This window comes from Streptomyces sp. IBSBF 3136 (genome assembly GCF_036815105.1).
Taxonomy (GTDB): domain Bacteria; phylum Actinomycetota; class Actinomycetes; order Streptomycetales; family Streptomycetaceae; genus Streptomyces.
This window is the reverse complement of sequence record NZ_JAJSZC010000034.1, coordinates 1-22,995: the sequence shown is the minus strand read 5'-3', so window position 1 is coordinate 22,995 and position 22,995 is coordinate 1. Positions and strand designations below refer to the sequence as shown.

Sequence of the window (22,995 nt, the reverse complement as noted above, 5' to 3'; positions counted from 1 at the left end):
CCCGTGCGGTGGCGGCCGTCCACCTCGTGACGATCCCTCAGGGACCACGAGAGACGATGGAAGGTACTCCCATGCGAGCAACACGCACGAGGCGTCTTGTCGCGACGTCCGCAGCCGGAATCCTGCTGGCCGGCGGAGCCGCGATCGGGGCGGCGGGCACTGCCTCGGCGTCGGACCACGGCGACCACGGTGGCTACAACCACAGCAGGGACTACGGAAACAACGACTGGGGCCACGACAACGGCTGGTGGAACGACGACGACGGCTACGGCGGTCACGGCGACCACGGCGGTTACGACAACGGCGACCACGGCGGTGGCGACCACGGCGGTTACGACAACGGCGACCACGGCGGTTACGGCGGTGGCGACCACGGCGGTGGCGGCGGTGGCGACCACGGCGGTGGCGGTTACGGCGGTGGCGGTCACGGCGGCGGAGGAGGTCACTAGAACCGGCCACGCACTGAGGTGAGGGTGCGGTCCCACGTCGGGACCGTACCCCCACGCGCGTGGCGGCGGCCGGCCGGGCGGGCGTCAGGACAGCCCGGCCTCCGCCAGCAGATACGCCGTCATCGGGTCGTAGTGGCGCGGGCTGACGACATGGTCGTCGAGCGGCACCGCCACCTGGAGGGTGCCCTCGGACTCGGCGAGGAACAGCGCCGGGTCGTTGCAGTCGGCGTACCCGACGGAGTCGACGCCGTGCTGCCCGGCGTACCCCGCCCAGCCGTGGTCGGCGACCACGAGGTCGGGCAGCGGACGCCCCTCGCGCTCAAGTCCCGTGAGGATGGCCCGCATCGGCTCACCGGAGTGCGTGTGCCACAGCGTCGCGCCGTGCTCCAGGACGGCCACGTCCGCGAACTGCATCACATAACCCTCGTCCGTCTGCAGTCCGTCCGGGATGACGACGATCTCGCAGCCGGCGGCGCGCAGCGCTTGGGCCGTGGCCCGGTGCACGTCCAGCAGGCCGCCGGGGTGACCGGTGGCGAACAGCACCCGCTGCCGCCCGTCGGCCGCCTTGCGCAGCCTGCGCGCGAGGCGCTCCAGCGCGTCCACCGTCAGTTCGGGATCGATGGTGTCCTGCCCGTACCGGTACTCGGGATCGTCGTTGACACCCACCCGCTCGGCCATGACCGCGAGCACGTCCTGCTCGTCCCGCCAGCGGTCGCCCAGCTCAAGGCCGAACCAGAAGTTGCGGACACCGTTGGCGAGCTGGCGGTAGTGGGAGAGGTTGTTCTCGCGGGGCGTGGCGACGTCCCCCGCGATACGGGTCCTCACCAGGTGGTCGACGAGCTGGGCGCGGCTGGGTGTCCCGGATATCGGCATGTCTCCCATTGTGGGGCAGCGGGCCCCGCGCGTCTTCGGCATACCGCACCCTGGGACGCGGGTCACCCACCGTGCCGCAGCGCGAACCACAGCTCCATCCGCAGGTCCGCGTCGTCCAGGTCGGCCCCCAACAGGGCGGCGCAGCGGGCGATCCGCTGCCGCACGGTGTTGCGGTGCACGCCGAGCGCCACCGCCGTGCGGTCCCAACTCCCGTGCAGCGAGAGCCAGGCCCGCAGCGTCTCGGCGAGTTCGGGCCGGCCGGCGAGCGGCGCGAGCAGCGCACGGGCGTGTGACTCGGCGTCGGGCCGGGACACCAGGTCCGCGAGGCCCGGCCGGGCGCCGTGCCGCACCAGCGGTTCGCGGGTGGCGCGGGCCCGGGCCAGCGCCCGGGCCGCCTGGAGGTCGGCGGCCGGCCACTCCAGCGGCTCGACGGCCGCGCTGACGCCGAGGGTCCAGCCCGGCTGCGGGGCCGGCTCCCGCCCGGCGGGCACCAGCACCCGGACGACGTCCCGGGCGAGGTCGACCAGCGGCGAGCCGAGGGCCGCGCCGAGCGCGGAGGCCGCCACCGCGTCCGGGTCCTGCGTCTCCGGCCGCGCGTGCACGACGACCCACCGCCCGCCGCCGGGCTCCAGCAGCGGCGCGACCGCCTCCGGCGCGGCGCCGAGCAGCAGCCGGACGAGCGCGGAGGATCGGGCCGCCCCGGCACCGCTCTGGTGTTCGCCGGTGAGCAGCGACAGGAGGACGGAGGCGACCGAGGCGACGGTGTGGTCGCCGGGTTCGCGCTGGGAGGTGGCCACACCGAGCACGAAGCCCTCGCCCGAGCCGAGGGCGTAGGCCAGCAGATGGGTGTCGCCGACGGTGTCGGTGGCGGAGGCGGGCGCGGGGGCCGCGCCCGCGCCGGCGGCCGGCCGCACCACTCGCGCCAGCCGGCGCAGCGCGTCGCGGGCCGGCCCGGCCGGTTCCCGGCCCGCCCCCGCGATCTCGCTGCCGTCCGGCCCGTGCAGCACCGCGCGGCCGCCGAGGCGCTGGGCGAGCTGGCGCAGCACGGCGGGTACCGGGTCCGGGCGGGAGGCGGCGGCCGCGAGGCTCTGCTGGGCCTCCGTCACCCGGCGCAGCTCGGCCAGGCGGGCCTGCGCCATCAGCTGCCAGACCGCGCGGGCGACACCGGAGAAGGTCGTCCGCGGCGGCACCTCGAGGAGGGGGAGGGAAGCGGCCTCGCACGCGGCGACCAGGGCGGGCGGGACCGTGTCGTGCACGGGGGCCAGACCGAAGCCGAGGGCCGCCCCGCCGGCGGCCACGATGCGGGCGACGTACCCGCCGAAGTAGTCGCCCAGGCGCTCCGGGTCCACGTCCCGCGGGACGTGCACCCCGGCCGTGAGCAGCAGCTCGCCGCCCAGCAGGTACGGGTAGGGGTCGGCCATCTCCGAGGTGTGGGCCCAGTGGATCACCACGTCCGGGGCCGCGGGTCCGGCGATCTGCCGCAGCGCCAGGTCCTCCCGGGCCAGCAGGGCCGTGAGCGGGACCGGTGGGGTCGGTGGGACCGCCGGAGCGGCTGGGACTCCGGGGGCCAGTGGGGCGGCAGAGGCGATCGGGTCCGGCATGGTGTGCGTTTCCTCCATCCGCCCCCGCTCCTGTGGATGAAACGTACACTTCGCAGTCGCTTTCCGGCCACCTAGGGTCAAGGCAGCACGGCAGCCGCGGGTACGGGCGGATGTCCCCGCAGCCGCTGCCGTCGCCCCCTCTCACGAGGACACCCCCACGTATCTGCACGACACGCCACCGAGTGCGCGAAGGAGGGCCCCCGCATGGCCGTCGACTACACAGTGATCGTCGTCTATCTCGCCGGAATGCTGGCCATGGGCTGGTGGGGCATGCGCCGCGCCAAGTCGAAGAGCGAGTTCCTGGTGGCCGGCCGCCGGCTGGGCCCCGCCATGTACTCCGGCACCATGGCCGCGATCGTCCTCGGCGGCGCGTCCACCATCGGCGGAGTGGGGCTCGGCTACCAGTACGGGCTGTCCGGCGCCTGGATGGTGTTCACCATCGGCCTCGGGCTGCTGGCCCTGTCCGTGTTCTTCTCCGCGCGCATCGCCCGGCTGAAGGTCTACACCGTCTCCGAGATGCTGGACCTGCGCTACGGCGGCCGGGCCGGTGTGATCTCGGGCGTCGTGATGTGGGCCTACACCCTCATGCTCGCGGTGACCTCCACGATCGCCTACGCCACCATCTTCGACGTCCTGTTCGACATGAACCGGACCGTCGCCATCGTACTCGGCGGCGCGATCGTGGTCGCCTACTCCACGCTCGGCGGCATGTGGTCCATCACCCTGACCGACATGGTCCAGTTCGTCGTCAAGACGATCGGCGTGCTGCTCCTGCTGCTGCCCATCGCCGTGGTCAAGGCGGGCGGCTTCGCCGAGATGAAGGCCAAGCTCCCGACCTCCTACTTCGACCCGCTGGGCATCGGCGGCGAGACGATCTTCACCTACGTGCTGATCTACACCTTCGGCATGCTCATCGGCCAGGACATCTGGCAGCGCGTCTTCACCGCCCGCGGCGACAGGACCGCCCGCTGGGGCGGCACGGTGGCCGGAACCTACTGCCTGGTCTACGCCCTCGCCGGCGCCGTCATCGGTACGGCGGCCAAGGTGCTCTACCCCAAGCTCGGCAGCCCCGACGACGCCTTCGCCACCATCGTCAAGGACGAACTGCCCGTCGGCGTGCGCGGCCTGGTGCTGGCCGCCGCCCTCGCCGCCGTGATGTCCACGTCGTCCGGCGCCCTGATCGCCTGCGCCACCGTCGCCAACAACGACATCTGGTCCCGGCTGCGCGGCGCGGTGCGCCGCGACCGGGACGCGGACGGGGAGGCGCACGACGAGGTGCGCGGCAACCGCGTCTTCATCCTGATCATGGGCGTCGCGGTGATCGGCACCGCGATCGCGCTGAACAACGTGGTCGAGGCGCTGACCGTGGCCTACAACCTGCTGGTCGGCGGCCTGCTCGTGCCCATCCTCGGCGGCCTGCTGTGGAAGCGCGGCACCGTGCAGGGCGCGCTCGCCTCCGTGATCGTCGGCGGTCTCGCCGTGATCGGCCTGATGGCCGGCTACGGCATCCTCGCCAACGAGCCGGTCTACTACGGCCTGCTCGCCTCCCTCGCCGCCTACGTCGCGGTCTCGCTGGCCACCCGGCCCACCGACGAGGCCGTCCTCGCCACCTGGCGCGACCGTCTTGCCGGACGGTCCCCCGAACTCGCGTCCGAACCGGTCCCGGCTCCCCAGTAGAGTCGTATGAAAAGCAGTACATGCGCGACGAAGCGCAAGAAAGAAGGCATTCGACCATGAGCAGCAACGAGACGCCCCGCGGCCCCGTCGACTCCTCCCGCATCCCGCGGTACGCCGGACCCGCCACCTTCGCCCGGCTGCCCCGTCTGGACGAGGTCGGCACCGCCGACGTCGCCGTCGTGGGCGTGCCGTTCGACTCCGGCGTCTCGTACCGGCCGGGCGCCCGCTTCGGCGGCAACGCCATCCGCGAGGCGTCCCGGCTGCTGCGCCCCTACAACCCGGCGCAGGACGCGTCGCCGTTCGCCCTCGCCCAGGTGGCCGACGGCGGCGACATCGCGGTGAACCCGTTCAACATCAACGAGGCCGTCGACACCATCGAGGCCGCGGCCGACGAGCTGCTCGGCACCGGCGCCCGCCTCATGACCCTGGGCGGCGACCACACCATCGCCCTCCCGCTGCTCCGCTCGGTCGCGAAGAAGCACGGCCCGGTGGCCCTGCTCCACTTCGACGCCCACCTGGACACCTGGGACACCTACTTCGGCGCCGAGTACACCCACGGCACCCCGTTCCGCCGCGCGGTGGAGGAGGGCATCCTCGACACCGAGGCGCTCTCCCACGTCGGCACCCGCGGCCCGCTGTACGGCAAGCAGGACCTCACCGACGACGAGAAGATGGGCTTCGGCATCGTCACCTCGGCCGACGTCTACCGCCGCGGCGCCGACGAGGTGGCCGACCAGCTCCGCCAGCGCATCGGCGACCGCCCGCTGTACATCTCCATCGACATCGACTGCCTCGACCCGGCCCACGCGCCCGGCACCGGCACCCCGGAGGCGGGCGGCATGACCTCCCGCGAGCTGCTGGAGATCCTGCGCGGCCTGGCGTCGTGCAACCTGGTGTCGGCGGACGTCGTCGAGGTCGCCCCCGCGTACGACCACGCGGAGATCACCTCGGTGGCCGCCTCCCACACCGCCTACGAACTGACCACCATCATGAGCCGCCAGATCGCGGCGGCCCGCAACGCCTGACGCTCCTTAGGGGGATCGAGAGCAGTGACTCACGACCACGACCTGGTACTCCGCCCGACGCCCGCGCAGACGGAGGCCGCGCTGAACCCGCCTCCCGGACGCAACGGCGGAGACCTGGTCGTGGAGACGCTGGCCGGGCTCGGCGCGACCACCGTCTTCGGCCTGCCCGGCCAGCACGCCCTCGGCATGTTCGACGCCCTGCGCCGCTCGTCGCTGCGCTACGTCGGCCTGCGGGTGGAGAACAACGCGGGCTTCGCGGCGGACGCGTACGGCCGCGTCACCGGCGAGGCCGCCCCGCTGCTCCTGTCGACCGGCCCGGGAGCCCTGACCTCCCTGGCCGCGCTGCAGGAGGCGGCGGCGGCCTCGGCCCCCGTCCTGGCGATCAGCAGCCAGATCCCGACGGCGGGCCTCGGCGGTGGCCGGCACGGCTACCTCCACGAACTCCCGGACCAGGCCGCCTCGTTCCGGGGTGTGGTGAAGTCGGTCCACACGGTCCGCAGCCAGTCCCAGATCCCGTCCGCGATCGCGGCGGCCTGGAAGTCGGCGCTGACCGCTCCGCACGGCCCGGTGTGGGTGGAGATCCCGCAGGACGTGCTGCTCGCTCGGGCCACCCTGCCGGTGGTGACGGCGATGGACGCGACCCCGGACGAGCTGGTGCCGCGCCCCGAACTGACGGCGGTGGCGGCTGACCTGCTGTCCCGCGCCGAGCGCCCGGCGATCATCGCGGGCGGCGGGGTGGTACGCGCGGACGCCACGGGCAAGCTGCGCGCGCTGGCCGAGAAGCTGAACGCGCCGGTGGTCACCACCTTCGGCGGCAAGGGCGCCTTCCCCTGGGAGCACCCCCTCTCCCTCCAGTCCTGGCTGGAGGACCGCCACACCACGGAGTTCCTGGAGAACGCGGACGTCCTCCTCGTCGTCGGTTCGGGCCTCGGTGAACTGTCCTCCAACTACCACACGTTCAAGCCGCGCGGCCGGGTGATCCAGATCGAGGCCGACCTCGGCAAGCTGGAATCCAACCACCCCGCCCTCGGCATCCACGCCGACGCCCGCCCGGCCCTCCAGGCCCTGCTGGAGACGGTCCAGGAGCGTCACGACGAATCGGCGCCGAGGCGGGTCCGGGAGGTCCTGGCGAAGGTCGCCGACCGCATCGCCGCCCAGGAACTCACCCTGGAACAGGACGTACTGGCGGCCGTCCGGCGCGCCCTGCCGTCCGGCGCCCCGTCCTTCTGGGACATGACGATCCTCGCGTACTGGGCCTGGTCCGCCTTCGACCCGCGCGGCGCGAACACCATGCATTCGGCGCAGGGCGCCGGCGGCCTCGGCTACGGCTACCCGGCGGCCCTGGGCGCGGCCGCCGCGGACCCGACCCGCCCGGTCCTCGCGGTCTCCGGCGACGGCGGGGCCCTGTACTCCATCGCCGAACTGGCCACGGCCCGCCAGTACGACCTGCCGGTCACCTGGCTGATCGTCGACGACGGCGGCTACGGCATCCTGCGCGAGTACATGACGGACGCCTTCGGCCAGGCGACGGCGACCGAACTGTCCCGGCCCGACTACGTGGCCCTGGCCGAGTCCTTCGGCGTCCCCGGGTTCCGCACGACCCCAGAGACCCTGGAGACGAACCTGACGAAGGCGCTGGCGACCCCCGGTCCGTCGGTGGTCGTACTCCCGGCGGTCCTGCGGATGTTCGCGCCCACGCATCTGGGCTAGGGGTCCGCCCGGCGCGGCCGGGAACCACCCCGGACGCCGAGGCCGTCCTCCCCTGTGATCTTGAAGTTCCGGCCCTGACCAGGCCGGTGCCGACCGGGGGAGAGAGCGACGTGTTCGAGGCAGTGTTCCATGACGAGTTCGGGTTCCTGGGCGGACTCGTCGTCGTCGCGATCGTGGTGGGGGGTGCGGCCTGGGGCATCGCCCGCAGGCGCCAAGTCGCCCATGCCGTCTGGTGGTTGCCGCTGGGCTTCTGTCTCACCGGCGTCCTCGGGGTCACCCTCGCCCTGCGGGCCGGTGAGCACGGCAGTGCCGTGTGCGTGATCAACCACCAGCTCACCGAGCCGCTGTACACCACCCAGGGGCAGTGGAACCTGGCCATGTTCGTGCCGGTCGGCCTGTTCGGGCTCCTCGCGCTGCGGCGGCCCGTTCCGGTGCTCGCCGGCGTTCTGGCCCTGCCCTGTCTCGTCGAACTCACCCAGGCGCTCGCCCCGTTCGCCGGTGGCGTCTGCGACAGCGCGGACGCCGAGATGAACGTCCTCGGTGGCCTGACCGGTCTGGCCCTGGGGCTCCTGGCCGTGCGCGGGCGGGTCGCGTGGCGGGCCTGGGCCAGGCCGGCGCTGGTGCTCGGCGGGGTGCTGGGCCTGCTCGGCGCCGCCGTCCTCCAGAGCGCCGTCACCCTCGACCACGTCGACGGCTCCACCGTCCGGGACGCACGGGGCGACGAGCGCCGGGCCGCCGAGCGGGCGGTACGGCAGGCGTTCGGCGCCCGGTACCGGGTCGGTGACGTACGGATCAGCCCCGGAACCGACGGCTACAACGGGTCGATGTCCGTCCAGTTCGCCGGAGGGTTCCCGGCGGAGCTGATGTGGCCCGGCGGACGCCGTCTCACCGTCGACTTCGCGAACACCCACGGCCCGGGCTTCGCCGTCCCGGGCGCCACCCGGCCGCACGGCACGCGGGAGGCGTACCGCATCGCCGACTCCTACATGCGCGCCCACTACCCGTGGGCCGGGGCGGCCTCCTGGCATGCGACGCGGCCCGTCGGCAAGGACGAGGGCGGGGACGGGTGGGTCACCTCCTGGCGGTTCAAGGAACACGGGGTGGCCATGCCCCGCAGTCTCGACGTGCGGATCAGCCGGGCCGGGCGCCTGTACGGGCTGACGGTCGACCTCGGTCCCCGGCACCTCGACCTTCCGGCCGACCTGCTGTCGGCACGGGAGGCCGAGAGGACTGTCGAGCAGCGGGAGCGCAAGAACCGTGCCGACACCGACAAGCTGCGGGTCCGCGCCCTCGACCTGACGACCGAGCGCTCCCTGGGCAACCGGGGCCGCTGGCGCGCCGTCTGGTCCGTGCAGGTCACCGACCTCGGGTGCGAGCCGGGCGCGGACCAGGGGGACGCGTGGGCGGCGAATTCCTGCGAGCCGTACGTCACCGTCGTGGACGCCGCGACCGGCCGGCTCGTCGCGTGACGCCGGCCGGCTGAGCGCACGGCCTCCCCCTTCCCCTCCCTCGAACTGCCGCACAGCGAACGCGCGTACAACTATCCGCCCCCCTCGCTGGTCCAGACAGGCAGCGCACGGGTGCGTGCAACGGCGTTCAGGGGGACGCCCGTACGACGTTCAAGGGGAACTTCTCATGACTTACCGGATATCCGGTCGGACGCTCGCGGCCGCCGTCGGCGGCGCGCTGCTCGTGCCGGCGGTCACCGCCGCCACACCGGCCGCCGCGGCCACGCCCACCGTCAGCTGCACGTCCGCCGAGGCGGGTCTGGCCACCAAGCTGCAGAAGGACATCGCGGCAGCGCTGGCGAACCGCAGGAGCACCGTCGCGGTGGGCGTCTACGACCGCACCACCAAGACCACCTGCACGCTGCGGGCCACCTCGGCGTACGACTCGGCCAGCACGGTGAAGGTCACCGTCCTCGCCACGCTGCTGTGGGACGCCAAGAAGCACAACCGCTACCTGACCGACCGCGAGACCTCGCTCGCCACGGCCATGATCACCAAGTCGGACAACGCCGCGACCAGCACGCTCTGGAAGCAGCTCGGCATGACGAAGATCAAGGGCTTCCTGGCCGCCGCCGGGATGACCAAGACCGTCCCGGGTGCCAACGGATACTGGGGCCTGACCCAGGAGAACGTCACCGACGAGCAGAAGCTGCTCAAACTGGTCACCGCCAAGAACACGGTCCTGAGCGACAACTCCCGCGCCTACATCCTCAAGCTGATGGGCCAGGTCATCTCCTCCCAGCGCTGGGGCACGCCGGCCGGCGCGCCGTCCACGGTCACCGTGCACGTCAAGAACGGCTGGCTGCAGCGCTCCACGCACGGCTGGCGGGTGCACAGCCTCGGTACCTTCAGCGGCGGCGGCCACGACTACATGATGTCGGTGCTGACCTGGGACAACAGCACCATGGACTACGGCGTCACCACCATCCAGAACGTGGCGAAGGCCATCCACAAGGATCTCGTCCCCGCGACGACCGCCGCCACCTCGCTGCGCTACACGCCGACCGCCACGCCGAGCGAGGCCTTCCCGGCGGTGCCCGCGGGCGGCTGACACCGGTGGCCGCCTCCGGGCGGCTGACGCCGGACGGCGGTCACTCCCGTCACCCGGGACCTGCGGGTCCCTGTCCGAAACCGGCCTCCGGATTGTTGCGGAGGGATGAAATCCGCTTGTCGCGGTGTTGGTGCCTTCCGGAAGAGCAGGTCGAACGGAAGGCACCGGCGTGGCAGCGCAACGGGGATGGGCACGACGGCTGGCGGGTTACGCCTGGCGGTATCCGAAGGACGTCGTCCTCGCTCTCGGCGCCTCGCTCGCCGGCATGGCGGTGCTGGCCGTCGTCCCGCTGATCACCAAGGTGATCATCGACGACGTGATCGGCACCCACAGCCGTTCGATGGCCGTCTGGGCGGGTGCCCTGACAGCCGCCGCGCTCCTCGTCTACGGCTCCGCCTACGTCCGCCGCTACTACGGCGGCCGGCTCGCCCTCGACGTCCAGCACGACCTGCGGACCGAGATGTACGGCACCATCACCCGGCTGGACGGTCGCCGCCAGGACGAGCTGTCCACCGGGCAGGTCGTCGGCCGCGCCACCAGCGACCTCCAGCTCATCCAGGGCCTGCTCTTCATGCTCCCGATGACCATCGGGAACCTGCTGCTCTTCCTCATCTCCCTGGTGATCATGGCGTGGCTGTCGCTGCCCCTCACCCTGGTCGCCCTGGCCGTGGCCCCCGCCCTCGGCTGGATCGCCAAGCACAGCCGCAGCAAGCTCCACCCCGCCACCTGGTACGCCCAGGCCCAGGCCGCCGCGGTCGCCGGAGTGGTGGACGGCGCCGTGAGCGGCGTCCGCGTGGTGAAGGGCTTCGGGCAGGAGGAGCAGGAGACCGGCAAGCTGCGCGAGGTCGGCCGCCGGCTGTTCGCGGGCCGGCTGCGCACGGTCCGGCTGAACAGCAGGTACACCCCGGCCCTCCAGGCGGTCCCCGCCCTCGGCCAGGTCGCCATGCTGGCGCTCGGCGGCTGGCTGGCCGTGCGCGGCCACATCACGCTCGGTACCTTCGTCGCCTTCTCCACCTACCTCGCCCAGCTGGTCGGCCCGGTCCGCATGCTCGCCGTCGTGCTCACCGTCGGCCAGCAGGCCCGCGCCGGCACCGAGCGCGTCCTGGAGCTGATCGACACCGAGCCCACCCTGCGGGAGGGCGCCAAGACCCTGCCGGCCGACGCGCCCGCCACCGTCGAGTTCGACGACGTGTCCTTCGGCTACGACCGCGAACGCAAGGTCCTGGACGGGCTCAGCTTCGAGATACGCCCCGGCGAGACCCTCGCCGTCGTCGGCTCCTCCGGCTCCGGCAAGTCCACCCTCTCCCTGCTCCTGCCGCGCTTCTACGACGTCACCCACGGCGCCGTCCTGATCGGCGGCCACGACGTGCGCGCGCTGACCCTGGACTCCCTGCGGGCCGCCATCGGCCTGGTCCCCGAGGACTCCTTCCTCTTCTCGGACACCGTCCGCGCCAACATCGCCTACGGCCGTCCGGACGCCACCCAGGAGGAGGTCGAGGCCGCCGCGCGCGCCGCCCAGGCGGACCGCTTCATCTCCGAGCTGCCCGCCGGTTACGACACCAAGGTCGGCGAGCACGGACTGACCCTCTCCGGCGGCCAGCGCCAGCGCGTGGCGCTCGCCCGGGCCCTGCTCACCGACCCGCGCCTGCTGGTCCTCGACGACGCCACCTCCGCCGTGGACGCCCGGGTCGAGCACGAGATCCACGAGGCGCTGAAGCAGGTCATGCGGGGGCGTACGACTCTGCTCATCGCGCACCGCCGCTCCACCCTCAACCTCGCCGACCGCATCGCCGTCCTGGACGGCGGCCGGCTCTCCGACCTCGGCACGCACGACGAGCTCCAGGAGCGCTCCGCGCTGTACCGCCGCCTGCTGACCGACCCGGACGAGCTGGGCGGGGTCTCCCCGGGCCACGACCTGCCGGCCGGGCCGCCCGAGGACACCTCCGTCCGCGCTGAGCTGGACGCCGAGTTCGACGCGGAGCGGGGCGTCACCCCCAGCCTGTGGACCGGCGACCGGGAGGCCAGGGACGCGGCGCTCTCCGGCACCCCGGCCACCCCGGAGCTCCTGGCCCTGGTGGAGGCGCTGCCCCCGGCCACCGACACCCCGGACGTCGACGAGGCACAGGCGGTCCGCCCGGAGGAGTCGTACGGCCTGCGCCGCCTGCTGCGCGGCTTCGGGCTGCCCCTGCTGGTCAGCCTGCTGCTGGTCGCCGTGGACGCGGGCGCGGGCCTGCTGCTGCCGGTGCTGATCAGGCACGGCATCGACGCGGGCGTGACCAAGACGGCCGTCGGCGCGGTCTGGGCGGCCTCGCTGCTGGGCCTGCTGACCGTCCTGGTCCAGTGGGGCGCGCAGATCGGCGAGACCCGGATGACCGGCCGCACCGGCGAGCGCGTGCTGTACGCGCTGCGGCTGAAGATCTTCGCCCAGCTCCAGCGGCTCGGCCTCGACTACTACGAGCGCGAGCTGACCGGCCGGATCATGACGCGGATGACGACCGACGTCGACGCCCTGTCCACCTTCCTGCAGACCGGGCTGGTCACGGCGTTCGTCTCGGTCGTCACCTTCTTCGGCATCATGGTCGTGCTGCTGGTCATCGACGTCCAGCTCGCCCTCGTCGTCTTCGCCACGCTGCCCCCGCTGATCGTCGCGACGTTCTTCTTCCGCCGGGCCAGCGTGAAGGCCTACGAGCTGGCCCGGGAGCGGGTCTCGGTGGTCAACGCCGACCTCCAGGAGTCGGTGGCAGGGCTCAGGATCGTGCAGGCGTTCCGGCGCGAGCGGGACGGCGGGCGGCGGTTCGCCGAGCGCAGCGACAGCTACCGGCAGGCCCGCATCCGCGGCCAGTGGCTGATATCCGTGTACTTCCCGTTCGTGCAGCTGCTGTCCTCGGTGGCCGCTGCGGCCGTCCTGATAGCGGGCGCGGGCCGCATCGAGGCCGCCACCCTGACGACGGGCGCCCTGGTCGCCTACCTCCTCTACATCGACCTGTTCTTCGCCCCGGTGCAGCAGCTCTCCCAGGTCTTCGACGGCTACCAGCAGGCCACGGTCTCCCTCGGCCGCATCCAGGAGCTGCTGCGCGAGCCGACCTCGACCCGGGCCGCCGACGAGCCCCTCGACGTCGGCGCCCTGCGCGGGGACATCGTCTTCGAGGACGTGCACTTCGCCTACGGCGCCGACGAGGAGGCGCTGACCGGCATCGACCTGACCATCCCGGCCGGGCAGACGGTGGCCTTCGTCGGTGAGACGGGCGCCGGCAAGTCGACCCTGGTCAAGCTCGTGGCCCGGTTCTACGACCCCACCTCGGGCCGGGTCACGGTCGACGGCGCGGAGCTGCGGACGCTGGACCTGACCGCGTACCGGCACCGCCTCGGCGTCGTCCCGCAGGAGGCGTACCTCTTCCCGGGCACCGTGCGCGACGCCATCGCCTACGGCCGCCCCGACGCCACCGACGCCGAGGTCGAGGCGGCCGCGCGGGCGGTCGGCGCGCACGAGATGATCGCCACCCTCGACGGCGGCTATCTGCACGAGGTCGCCGAGCGCGGCCGCAACCTCTCGGCCGGCCAGCGCCAGCTCATCGCGCTCGCCCGGGCGGAGCTTGTCGACCCCGACATCCTGCTGCTCGACGAGGCCACGGCGGCCCTTGACCTGGCCACGGAGGCGCTGGTCAACCAGGCCACCGACCGTCTGGCGGGCCGCCGTACGACGTTGGTGGTCGCCCACCGGCTGACCACGGCCGCCCGCGCGGACCGGGTGGTGGTCATGGACCACGGCCGGGTGGTCGAGGACGGCACGCACGAGGAACTGCTGGCGCTCGGCGGCCGGTACGCCGACCTGTGGCGCACCTTCGTCGGCCGGTCCGAGCCGGAGGAGCCGGTGGGCGTCTCCCGCTGAGCCGCCCGCCGCCGCACGGCCGGCACGGCGCCGGTTGCCCGTGGGGGTGGCTCGAACGCGCTTCTGACGGTCGTGCAACCATCCGACACATGTCGTGCGTCCGTACACCAGTACGGTCTTCGGCGACGAGTGGCGGCGGTACGGGGAGGACGACAGTGGACAGTGGCGCGATACGCAGGCGTCTGGTGCTGGGCGCGGCCGTGCTGGCCGCGTCCGGCGCGCTCGCTCTCGCGGTACCCGGCACCGCCTCGGCGGCGACGGACACCTGCGCGGGGCGCGAGGTGCGGACGCTTCCCTTCGGCGCGGGTGTCGTGCACGTCTACAAGCGGGGCGGTTACGTCTGCGCCGTCACCGTGGCCCGGGACCCCGGCGCCAAGCGGCTGATGTCGGTCAGCGTGCAGGCCCGCGGCAACCGGCCGGTGGTGGACAAGGGCAGGTTCAAGCACCACGCCGGACCGGTGACCGTGCACGCCGGCCAGCGCTGTGTGTGGGTGAAGGGCTCGGTGAACCACGACTCGGTCAGCTCCGGCTGGATCCTGTGCTGACGGCCTAAGCCGCAGACCCCGGCAAACCGCACAACACCCTCTGGTGTCACGGCTGTTGCTCCGCTAGCTTCCGGCGCACATCTGTCTCACAGGGGAGAGTGCGCATGCGCAAGGCGCTCAGATGGCTGCTGGCGCTCACCGTGTTCATAGGCACGCTGAGCACAGCCGGGGCGGCCACCGCCGCACCGTCGGCCGCATCGGGGCCCACCGACATCAAGGACCGCCTCCTGGCGATACCGGGCATGAGCCTGGTGCAGGAGAAGCCGTACCCCGGCTACCGGTACTTCGTCCTGAACTTCACCCAGCCGGTCGACCACCGGCACCCGGACCGCGGCACCTTCCAGCAGCGCATCACCGTGCTGCACAAGGACGTGACCCGCCCGACGGTCTTCTACACCAGCGGCTACAACGTCTCCACGACCCCGTCCCGCCGCGAGCCCACCCAGATCGTGGACGGCAACCAGGTCTCTCTCGAGTACCGCTTCTTCACGCCCTCCCGGCCCGACCCGGCCGACTGGTCCAAGCTGGACATCTGGCAGGCCGCGAGCGACCAGCACCGCGTCTACGAGGCGCTGAAGCCGGTCTACGGCGCCAACTGGCTGGCCACGGGCGGCTCCAAGGGCGGCATGACGGCCACCTACTACGAGCGCTTCTACCCCCGCGACATGGACGGCGTGGTCGCCTACGTAGCCCCGAACGACGTGGTGAACAAGGAGGACTCGGCCTACGACCGCTTCTTCTCCGAGGTCGGCACCAAGGAGTGCCGGGACCGCCTGAACGCCGTCCAGCGCGAGGCCCTGGTCCGGCGCACCTCCCTGGAGGAGAAGTACGCGCGGTACGCGGCCGACAACGGCTACACCTTCGACACCATCGGCGGCCTGGACAAGGCCTACGAGGCGGTCGTCCTCGACTACGTCTGGGGCTTTTGGCAGTACAGCCTGCTGAAGGACTGCGACTCCGTCCCGGCGGACGCGGCGCACGCCACCGACGACGCGATCTGGGACTCGGTCGACACCATCTCCGGCTTCTCCGCCTACACCGACCAGGGCCTGGAGACCTACACGCCGTACTACTACCAGGCCGGCACCCAGCTGGGCGCGCCGACCATCCACTTCCCGTCCATCGAGCGCAAGTTGATCCGCTACGGCTACCAGCCGCCGCGCAACTTCGTGCCCCGTTCCATCCCGATGCGCTTCCAGCCGGGCGCGATGCGGGACGTCGACACATGGGTCCGCCACCACGCCACGCACATGCTCTTCGTGTACGGCCAGAACGACCCCTGGGGCTCGGAACGCTTCCGCCTCGGCGCGGGCGCCCGTGACTCCTACGTCTTCACGGCCCCCGGCCTGAACCACGGCGCGAACGTCGCCGGTCTGGTGCCCGACCAGAAGGCTCTGGCGACGGCGCGGATTCTGGAGTGGGCCGGGGTCGCGTCCCCGGCGGTGCTGTCCGACCCGTCCGCGGCGAAGCCGCTGGCCCGCCACGATGCGCGGCTCGACGCGCGTGCCGTGGAACGGGAGCCCGGCCTGCGGCCGTAGCCCCCGGCGAACGGCGGCCGACGGCGGAGTCCGCACGAGCGGGCTCCGCCGTCGGCGCGTCAGCGGGCCCGGCGGGCGCAGCCCACCGGGCGGCCCCCGCCCAGCTGGACGTAGAGGACGGTGGAGGCGGGGCAGGCGCGGCGGGTGGTGGTGGCCTCGGTGATCCGGTACCGCGGTGCGCGGCGGCCGGAGCCGTCGCAGGCGGTCTCCCGTACCTGACCGCGGCCCGAGTCGTAGAGGCAGTCCCCGGGGATCGTGCGCGGGCCACCGCCACCCCCGGGGTCGCCGGGGTGCGGGGCCTCCAGGTTGCGCATGCAGGCGTAGCCCTGCGGGACGGCGCCGTCGCCGTCCTCGTCGCCCGTGTCGTGCCGGGGCCGCTGCGCGCTGATGCGCAGGACGAAGTCGGTGGTCGGCGGGCACGGCGGGCCCCCGGCGACCGTGCCCTCGTGGCGTGCGACGACCCGCGCGGCGGCACGCTCGCCCGTGCAGGGCACCTCGGTGGAGCTGGTGGCGCCGAAGGAGCTGCACGCGCCGACCGCGAGGAACGGGGCGCCGTGACCGGCGGACCGTCCCGGCGTGGGCCGGGCGTCGCCCAGGGGGCCGTCGGCCGGGCCCCGGCAGCCGGTGAGCAGGGCGGCGAGGACGGTCACAGCGGCCACGGCGATCAGGGCGGACGAGCCGATCGAGGCCGACGCGTCGGTCAGGGGGCGGGCCGGACCGGCCGGCCGTGGCCGGTGCACCCCTCCCACGCCACCTCGCCCGCGCATCGCACACCCCCGTCCAGCGTGACCCCGGCGGCGGGGACACGCCAGACGCGCGGGAGGGTTTCCGCCCTGTCGTCGGCGTTGTGCCCGGTGTGCGGCGTACGGCTAGTACGTCAGGCCGTACCCCAGGGGATACAGCACCTGCGCCGGATCGTCAGCCCGCTGCACGGGCACCGGGAGCCGGCCGCGCGGGGCCACCCGGCCGGCGATCACCCGCGCGGCGGCGCGCAGTTCCACGTCCGTCCAGGAGTAGGTCGCAAGGCAGGCCCGCACCGAGGTGAGCTGGGCCGCGTCGTAGGGATTGCGGATGGCGACCGCCACCACCGGCCGCCCGGTGGCGAGCAGTTGGTCGACCAGGGTGCGCTGGCTGCTGCTCGCCGTCACGTTGTACGTCCCGACGACCACCGCGTCCGCGTCCCGCGCCGCCGTCACCGCCCGGGCGATGGCCGCCGCCGAGGGCGCGGTGCCGGTGGACAGCGCGGTCGCGCTGAAACCGAGTTCGGTGAGGGCGGCGGCCAGCACGCCGGTGGGCGGCCCCGTGGTGCCGGACGGCGAGGCCGGGTCGGCGCCGACGACGAGGACCTTCGGCACGGCGCGGCTGTCGAGCGGGAGGACGCCCCCCTCGTTCACCAGCAGGGTCGTGGTCCGCTCGGCGATCCGGTCGGCGGTGGCCAGGTGGGCGGCGGTGCCGACCGTCCGGTCGACGCCGGCCGGGGTGACGTGGGCCCGTTCGAGGAGCCCGAGCCCGGCCTTGAGCCGCAGGATCCGCAGGATCGATTCGTCCAGGCGCGCCTCGGTCAGTTCGCCGTCCTGGACGGCCTTCAGGACCGCGTGCCACGCCACGTCGATCGAGGGCGGGTTGAGCAGCTGGTCGACGCCGGCCTTCAGGGCCAGCACCGGCACCCGGTCGTCGCCGTACTTGGTGCGCACGCCCTCCATGCCGAGCGAGTCGGTGACCACGACCCCGTCGTAACCGAGTTCACCGCGCAGGATGCCGGTGAGGATCGGGTGCGAGAGCGTCGCCGGGTCACCGGAGTCGTCGAGGGCCGGGAACTGGATGTGGGCGGTCATGATCGAGTCGATGCCCGCCGCGATCGCCGCCCGGAAGGGCACCGCGTCCAGCCGCTCCCACAGGTCCCGGCTGTGGGTGATGACCGGGAAGCCGGTGTGGCTGTCGACGGCGGTGTCACCGTGCCCCGGGAAGTGCTTGGCCGTCGCCGCGACCCGGGACCCCTGATAACCCTTCACCTCGGCCGCCACCAGCGCCGCGACCGCGTCCGGGTCGGCTCCGAAGGACCGTACGCCGATCACCGGGTTGGCCGGGTTGACGTTCACGTCGGCGTCCGGCGAGTAGTCCTGGTTGATGCCCATCGCACGTAGTTCGGCGCCCGAGACGCGGCCCAGGGTGCGGGCGTCGGACCGCGAGCCGCCCGCCCCGATCGCCATCGCGCCCGGGAACAGCGTGGCCGGCTTGCCCACCCTGCACACTATTCCGTGCTCCTGGTCGGTCGCGATGAGCACCGGCAGGCCGCGGGGCTGCGCGAGGGACGCCGTCTGGATGCCGTTGGACAGGTCCGCGATCTGGTGGGGGTCGCGGGTGTTGTGCGCCCAGGTGAAGTAGATGATGCCGCCGACCCGGTACTTCGCGATCAGCTCGGCGGCCGTGCGGACTCCGATCTCCGCGAGGTTGGCGTCGATGTCGGCCTGGTCGGGCGCGGTCGCCGAGTGACCGTAGACCCGCATCACGAAGAGCTGCCCGACCTTCTCCTCCAGGGACATCCGGGAGATCAGGGCGCGCAGCCCGCGCTGGTCGACGGGGGCGGCCTGGGCGGCGGCCGGTACGGTCAGCGCGGCGGTCAGGCCCGCGGTCGCGGCGAGGACGGCCCGTCTGGACGGCCGTGCGGTGTTTCCCGTTCTGCCCGTGCTGCTGTCGTGCACGTGCGCTCCTTCCGGAGGAGAACCGCTGAAAGAAACTTCCGAGGAGTCACCAATATCCGGGAAGTTTCTTTCCGTCAAGACAACGCACAGTAAGCCGGAACGGGGCCGCCGTCGGCGCATGGGAGGGGGGCGCGCCGACGGCGGTGGGCTGCCGGGGTGTGGTGCGGCGCAGAGGGTGCGTCGGCTTTCGCGGCGGGCGAAGAGGACCGACACCGCACCACGGGGCTCGTCCGGCAGCCCGCGCGTTGGACGTACCCGGGCGGCGGCCGGTTCCCGGCCCGGCGCGGTCCTCGGCCGCCCGCCGGGGTCCAGCCGGTGGACGGCACGCGCCCGCGCCCGGTCGGCGGGCCATCATGACGGCCATGCCCGCAGTCGACATCCCCGGTTCCAAGTCCATCACCGCCCGCGCGCTCTTCCTCGCGGCCGCCGCCGACGGTGTCAGCACCCTGGTACGGCCCCTGCGCTCCGACGACACCGAGGGCTTCGCCGAGGGCTTGGTCCGGCTCGGCTACCGGGTGGGCCGGGCCCCCGGCGCCTGGCAGGTGGACGGCCGCCCGCAGGGCCCGGCGGTCGCCGAGGCCGATGTGTACTGCCGCGACGGCGCCACCACCGCGCGCTTCCTGCCCGCCCTGGCCGCCGCGGGCCACGGCACCTACCGCTTCGACGCCTCCCCGCAGATGCGCCGGCGCCCCCTCGGCCCGCTCACCCGCGCCCTGCGCGACCTGGGCGTCGACCTGCGGCACGAGGCGGCCGAGGGCCACCATCCGCTGACGGTCCGGGCGGCCGGGGTCCGGGGCGGGGAGGTCGTGCTGGACGCGGGCCAGTCCTCCCAGTACCTCACCGCGCTGCTGCTGCTCGGCCCGCTGACCCGCGACGGACTGCGGATCCGGGTGACCGGCCTGGTCTCGGCGCCGTACGTGGAGATCACGCTCGCGATGATGCGGTCCTTCGGCGTGGACGTGGTCCGCGACGGCGAGGTCTTCGAGGTGCCGCCCGGTGGCTACCGGGCCACCACCTACGAGGTGGAGCCGGACGCCTCGACCGCCAGCTACTTCTTCGCCGCCGCGGCCGTCACCCCGGGCCGCGAGGTGACGGTGCCCGGCCTCGGCTCCGGCGCGCTCCAGGGCGACCTGCGGTTCGTCGAGGTGCTGCGGCGGATGGGCGCCGAGGTGGAGGTCGCCGCGGACCGGACGACCGTTCGTGGCACCGGAGTCCTGCGCGGGCTCACCGTCAACATGCGGGACATCTCCGACACCATGCCGACCCTCGCCGCGATCGCGCCGTTCGCCTCCGGACCCGTCATCGTCGAGGACGTCGCCAACACCCGGGTGAAGGAGTGCGACCGGCTGGAGGCCTGCGCGGAGAACCTCCGGCGGCTCGGCGTGGGCGTGGCGACCGGCCCCGACCGGATCGAGATCCGCCCCGGCGAGCCCCTGCCCGACGTGCGGATCAAGAGCTACGGCGACCACCGCGTGGTCATGTCCTTCGCCGTGACCGGCCTGCGCGTCCCCGGCCTCTCGTACGACGACCCCGACTGCGTGCGCAAGACGTTCCCGACCTTCCACAAGGCGTTCGGGGCCCTGCGCACGGCGGGTTGAGGGCCCACGCCGCCCGGAGGAGCCGATCGCGCCGCGTCACCCGGAGGGAGCGCCACGCTGAGCCCGACCGGGACGACCGCGCCGCGTCGCCTGGCGGGGAGGCTGCGGTGCGCCCGGGCGGGTCGGCTGCGCTGTGTCGCTTGGGCGGCAGCGCTGCGGTGCGTCGCTTGGGCGGGTCGGCTGCGGTGCGTCGCTCGGGTGGGAGGGCTGTGCTGTGTCGCCTGGCGGGGAGGCTGCGGTGTGCCCGGGAGGGTCGGCCGCGTTGCGTCGCCCGGGCGGGAGGGCTGCGGTGCGTCGCCCGGTGGGAAGGCTGGGGCGCCGTCCGGCAGGGGTGACCCGCGCGGTCCTCGGTCCGGGTCCGCCGCGCCCGCTACGCGCCGGTGACGTCCTCCACGGGTCCGGCGGGCGCGTCCGCCGGTTCAGGTGCTCCGGTGTCCCGGAGTTCCGGTGTCGTCGTCGCGACCGCGGCGACCGCCAGGACGCACATCAGGCCGCCCGTGACCAGCGCGGTCGCGCCCGAGGTCCAGCCGGCGAGCAGGCCGCCCCGGGCGTTGCCGAGGCTGGGGCCGGCCTGGCCGACGATCTGCTCGGCCGCCGTGACCCGGCCGAGCAGCGCGTCCGGGGTGCGGGTCTGCACGATCGTGGAGCGGGAGACGACCGCCGTGGCGTCCGCCGCCCCGGCGACGGTGAGCAGGGCGAGCCCGGTCCAGGGGTCGCGGGACAGGCCGAAGCCGACCAGGGCCGCGCCCCAGCCGGCGGAGGCGCACAGCATCACCGTGCCCGGCCGGCCGAGCCGGGTCAGCGCGCCGGACAGGGCGGTCGCCGTGACGCCGCCCACGGCCAGGGCCGACAGGAACAGGCCGAGGGTGCTCGGGTCGTCGCCGAAACGTTCGGCGTTGACCAGCGGGAAGAGGCTGACCGGGAACGACAGCACGGTGGCGGCCAGATCGGTGATCAGCGCGCCCCGCACCACCCGGTGGCCGGCCAGGAACCGCAGCCCGTCCAACACCCCGTGCACACCCGACCGTGACGACTCGCCCAGCGGGCGCAGCGCGGGCAGCCCGAAGGCGCCGTAGAAGGCGACGCAGAAGCTGAGCGCGTCCAGCAGGTAGCAGACGCCGATGCCCAGCCGGCCCAGCAGCACACCGGCCAGGGCCGGGCCGAGCAGCATCATCGCCTGGCCGCTGATCTTGTTCAGGGCGAGACCCGCGGCCACCTGGTCCCTGCGCAGCAGGCGCGGTACGAACACCCCGGCCGCCGGGGCGCCGAGCGCGCCGAACGCCGACTGCACGGCCACCAGCGCGAGCACCGCCACCACCGGCACATGGCCGGTGAAGCCCTGCACGGCCAGCAGCAGTGAGCACGCGGCCTGGCCGACGGTGGCCGCGAGGTAGATCCGGCGCCGGTCCGCGCGGTCCACCCAGGAGCCCGCTAACAGCCCGAACGCCACCAGGGGCAGCGCCTGTGCGAGACCCACCGCACCCGTCCACGCCGTGCTGCGGGTCATGTCCCACACCTGGTACATGACCGTCACCATCGTCATGAACCCGCCGAGCACGGAGACGGTCCGCCCGATCAGCAGCCGCCGGAAGAGGGGCGAGGTGCGCAGCGGCCGTACGTCGATCAGCGAGCGGGTGAGGCTCATGAGAGGGGACGGTGGCGGGGGAGGGCGCGCGCGGCGTGCTGGATCACCGGGGGAGGCTAGCCGGTCCCGTAGCGGACCGGCCAGCGAATTACGGGGCGCCCCGGCGGCCCTACGCGGCCTCGCCGAGCAGGCGCACGAGGTGGTCGCGGCCCGCGTCCAGCAGGTCCTGGAGCGGTGCGGCCGACTCGTACCAGCGCTTCTCGTACTCCCAGCACAGCCAGCCGTCCCAGCCGTGCCGGCTGAGCACGTCCACGCACTCGGTCAGGGGCAGCACACCCGCGCCGAGCGGCAGCGGGCTGGTGTCGTCGGCCGAGGCGATGTCCTTGACCTGGACGTAGCCGAGGTGCGGGGCGAGCGCGGCGTAGCTGTCCTGGGGCTGCTCGCCGCCCAGCCAGGTGTGCATCACGTCCCAGAGCGCGCCCACCTGCCGGTGGCCGACCGGGCCGAGCACCCGGATCAGGTCGGCGCCGGTGCGGTGCGAGTCGTGGGTCTCCAGCAGGATGCGGACGCCCAGCGCGGCCGCGTCCTCGGCGGCGGTGCCCAGCCGCCGGGCGGCGACGGCGTCGGACTCCTCGACGGGCAGGTCCGGGTCGGCGCCCGGCAACACCCGCAGGAAGGGGGCGCCCAGGTCGTGCGCGAGCTGGAGGAGTCTGCGCAGCTCGTCGAGGACGGGAGCGTCGTCACCGGGCGCGGCGACGCGCGTGTACCCGGCGAGGCCGAGCATCTCGACGCCGGCCGCCTTGAACAGCGCGGCCGTCTCGGCGCGCTCGGCGGCGGTGAGGCCCGGGTGCACCGGCTCCTCGGGATGGGCGCGCAGTTCGACACCGTGATAGCCGTGCGCGGTCGCGAGCGCCAGGACGTCGGGGACGGACAGGCCGGGGACACCGAGAGTGGAGAACGCCAGCTTCATGCTCCGGACCCTACTCGTCACATGCCCGATCCGTGCAGATCCAACCGCCAGTCCCGGCCGACCGGATCCTTGCCGAAGGAACGGTACGGCCGCTCCGCGACGAGCCCGAAGCCGTGCCGCAGGTAGAGCCGGCGGCACCGGCGAGCACGTCGGGAGCGTCCCCGCCGAACTTTCCAGCCGACGCCCGCTCCTCCAGCCCCAGGGGCGCGGGGAACTGCGCGAACACCCCCACGCACCCGCGCCCTCCCACGCACCCGCGGCCCCCCACGCACCG

The 22,995-nt window shown here is 73.5% G+C and carries 16 protein-coding genes; 10 read left to right on the top strand and 6 right to left on the bottom strand.

The features are described 5' to 3' along the window. Positions 1–71: 71 nt before the first annotated feature. Entirely contained in the window at positions 72–449 is a 378-nt protein-coding gene (locus V7E45_RS10495) for a hypothetical protein (protein ID WP_333773821.1), read from the top strand. An 84-nt stretch (positions 450–533) separates the two neighbouring features. On the opposite strand, the gene V7E45_RS10490 is transcribed toward V7E45_RS10495, so the two are convergent. Further along, positions 534–1,322 (bottom strand): phosphatase, encoded by a 789-nt coding sequence (locus V7E45_RS10490; RefSeq protein ID WP_333773820.1) that lies wholly within the window; start codon positions 1,320–1,322, stop codon positions 534–536. A gap of 62 nt (positions 1,323–1,384) precedes the next feature. Further along, positions 1,385–2,941: a helix-turn-helix domain-containing protein gene (locus V7E45_RS10485; RefSeq protein ID WP_333773819.1), complete on the bottom strand. Its 1,557-nt coding sequence runs from the start codon at positions 2,939–2,941 to the stop codon at positions 1,385–1,387. Between the two features lie 186 nt (positions 2,942–3,127). Here V7E45_RS10485 and V7E45_RS10480 point away from each other — a divergent pair, with 186 nt between their 5' ends. The 8 genes from V7E45_RS10480 to V7E45_RS10445 all read left to right on the top strand — a co-directional run bounded on the left by V7E45_RS10480 (position 3,128) and on the right by V7E45_RS10445 (position 15,866). Continuing rightward, positions 3,128–4,600 (top strand): sodium:solute symporter, encoded by a 1,473-nt coding sequence (locus V7E45_RS10480; protein WP_333773818.1) that lies wholly within the window; start codon positions 3,128–3,130, stop codon positions 4,598–4,600. A gap of 56 nt (positions 4,601–4,656) precedes the next feature. Continuing rightward, on the top strand, positions 4,657–5,625 hold the full coding sequence (gene speB, locus V7E45_RS10475; RefSeq protein WP_333773817.1) for an agmatinase: 969 nt from the start codon (positions 4,657–4,659) through the stop codon (positions 5,623–5,625). Positions 5,626–5,649: 24 nt separating this feature from the next. Then, complete coding sequence (locus V7E45_RS10470; protein ID WP_333773816.1) at positions 5,650–7,335, top strand: thiamine pyrophosphate-binding protein; 1,686 nt, start codon at positions 5,650–5,652, stop codon at positions 7,333–7,335. 110 nt (positions 7,336–7,445) lie between these two features. Next, on the top strand, positions 7,446–8,804 hold the full coding sequence (locus V7E45_RS10465; protein WP_333773815.1) for a VanZ family protein: 1,359 nt from the start codon (positions 7,446–7,448) through the stop codon (positions 8,802–8,804). Positions 8,805–8,970: 166 nt separating this feature from the next. Further along, positions 8,971–9,894 (top strand): serine hydrolase, encoded by a 924-nt coding sequence (locus V7E45_RS10460; protein WP_333773814.1) that lies wholly within the window; start codon positions 8,971–8,973, stop codon positions 9,892–9,894. A 169-nt stretch (positions 9,895–10,063) separates the two neighbouring features. Continuing rightward, positions 10,064–13,783: an ABC transporter ATP-binding protein gene (locus V7E45_RS10455; RefSeq protein WP_333773813.1), complete on the top strand. Its 3,720-nt coding sequence runs from the start codon at positions 10,064–10,066 to the stop codon at positions 13,781–13,783. 155 nt (positions 13,784–13,938) lie between these two features. Beyond that, a complete protein-coding gene (locus V7E45_RS10450; RefSeq protein ID WP_333773812.1) occupies positions 13,939–14,328 on the top strand; it encodes a hypothetical protein in 390 nt (129 codons plus the stop codon). A 104-nt stretch (positions 14,329–14,432) separates the two neighbouring features. Then, complete coding sequence (locus V7E45_RS10445; protein WP_333773811.1) at positions 14,433–15,866, top strand: aminopeptidase; 1,434 nt, start codon at positions 14,433–14,435, stop codon at positions 15,864–15,866. Between the two features lie 59 nt (positions 15,867–15,925). On the opposite strand, the gene V7E45_RS10440 is transcribed toward V7E45_RS10445, so the two are convergent. Next, entirely contained in the window at positions 15,926–16,549 is a 624-nt protein-coding gene (locus tag V7E45_RS10440) for a hypothetical protein (RefSeq protein WP_443056005.1), read from the bottom strand. Positions 16,550–16,735: 186 nt separating this feature from the next. Further along, on the bottom strand, positions 16,736–18,568 hold the full coding sequence (locus V7E45_RS10435) for a glycoside hydrolase family 3 protein (RefSeq protein ID WP_333773810.1): 1,833 nt from the start codon (positions 18,566–18,568) through the stop codon (positions 16,736–16,738). Between the two features lie 362 nt (positions 18,569–18,930). On the opposite strand from V7E45_RS10435, the gene aroA reads away from it, so the two are divergent. Then, complete coding sequence (aroA, locus tag V7E45_RS10430; protein WP_333773809.1) at positions 18,931–20,166, top strand: 3-phosphoshikimate 1-carboxyvinyltransferase; 1,236 nt, start codon at positions 18,931–18,933, stop codon at positions 20,164–20,166. Between the two features lie 370 nt (positions 20,167–20,536). On the opposite strand, the gene V7E45_RS10425 is transcribed toward aroA, so the two are convergent. Both V7E45_RS10425 and V7E45_RS10420 read right to left on the bottom strand, forming a co-directional pair. Continuing rightward, positions 20,537–21,811 (bottom strand): MFS transporter, encoded by a 1,275-nt coding sequence (locus V7E45_RS10425; protein WP_333773808.1) that lies wholly within the window; start codon positions 21,809–21,811, stop codon positions 20,537–20,539. A 109-nt stretch (positions 21,812–21,920) separates the two neighbouring features. After that, a complete protein-coding gene (locus tag V7E45_RS10420; protein WP_333773807.1) occupies positions 21,921–22,721 on the bottom strand; it encodes a sugar phosphate isomerase/epimerase family protein in 801 nt (266 codons plus the stop codon). Between the last annotated feature and the right edge of the window lie 274 nt (positions 22,722–22,995).

Excerpts from the sequence above, each read along its gene's own strand:
- V7E45_RS10490 (WP_333773820.1), bottom strand. The coding sequence starts at position 1,322 with ATGCCGATATCCGGGACACCCAGCCGCGCCCAGCTCGTCGACCACCTG.
- V7E45_RS10425 (WP_333773808.1), bottom strand. The coding sequence starts at position 21,811 with ATGAGCCTCACCCGCTCGCTGATCGACGTACGGCCGCTGCGCACCTCG.
- aroA (WP_333773809.1), top strand. The coding sequence starts at position 18,931 with ATGCCCGCAGTCGACATCCCCGGTTCCAAGTCCATCACCGCCCGCGCG.
- V7E45_RS10480 (WP_333773818.1), top strand. The coding sequence starts at position 3,128 with ATGGCCGTCGACTACACAGTGATCGTCGTCTATCTCGCCGGAATGCTG.
- V7E45_RS10420 (WP_333773807.1), bottom strand. The coding sequence starts at position 22,721 with ATGAAGCTGGCGTTCTCCACTCTCGGTGTCCCCGGCCTGTCCGTCCCC.
- V7E45_RS10485 (WP_333773819.1), bottom strand. The coding sequence starts at position 2,941 with ATGGAGGAAACGCACACCATGCCGGACCCGATCGCCTCTGCCGCCCCA.
- V7E45_RS10495 (WP_333773821.1), top strand. The coding sequence starts at position 72 with ATGCGAGCAACACGCACGAGGCGTCTTGTCGCGACGTCCGCAGCCGGA.
- speB (WP_333773817.1), top strand. The coding sequence starts at position 4,657 with ATGAGCAGCAACGAGACGCCCCGCGGCCCCGTCGACTCCTCCCGCATC.
- V7E45_RS10445 (WP_333773811.1), top strand. The coding sequence starts at position 14,433 with ATGCGCAAGGCGCTCAGATGGCTGCTGGCGCTCACCGTGTTCATAGGC.
- V7E45_RS10460 (WP_333773814.1), top strand. The coding sequence starts at position 8,971 with ATGACTTACCGGATATCCGGTCGGACGCTCGCGGCCGCCGTCGGCGGC.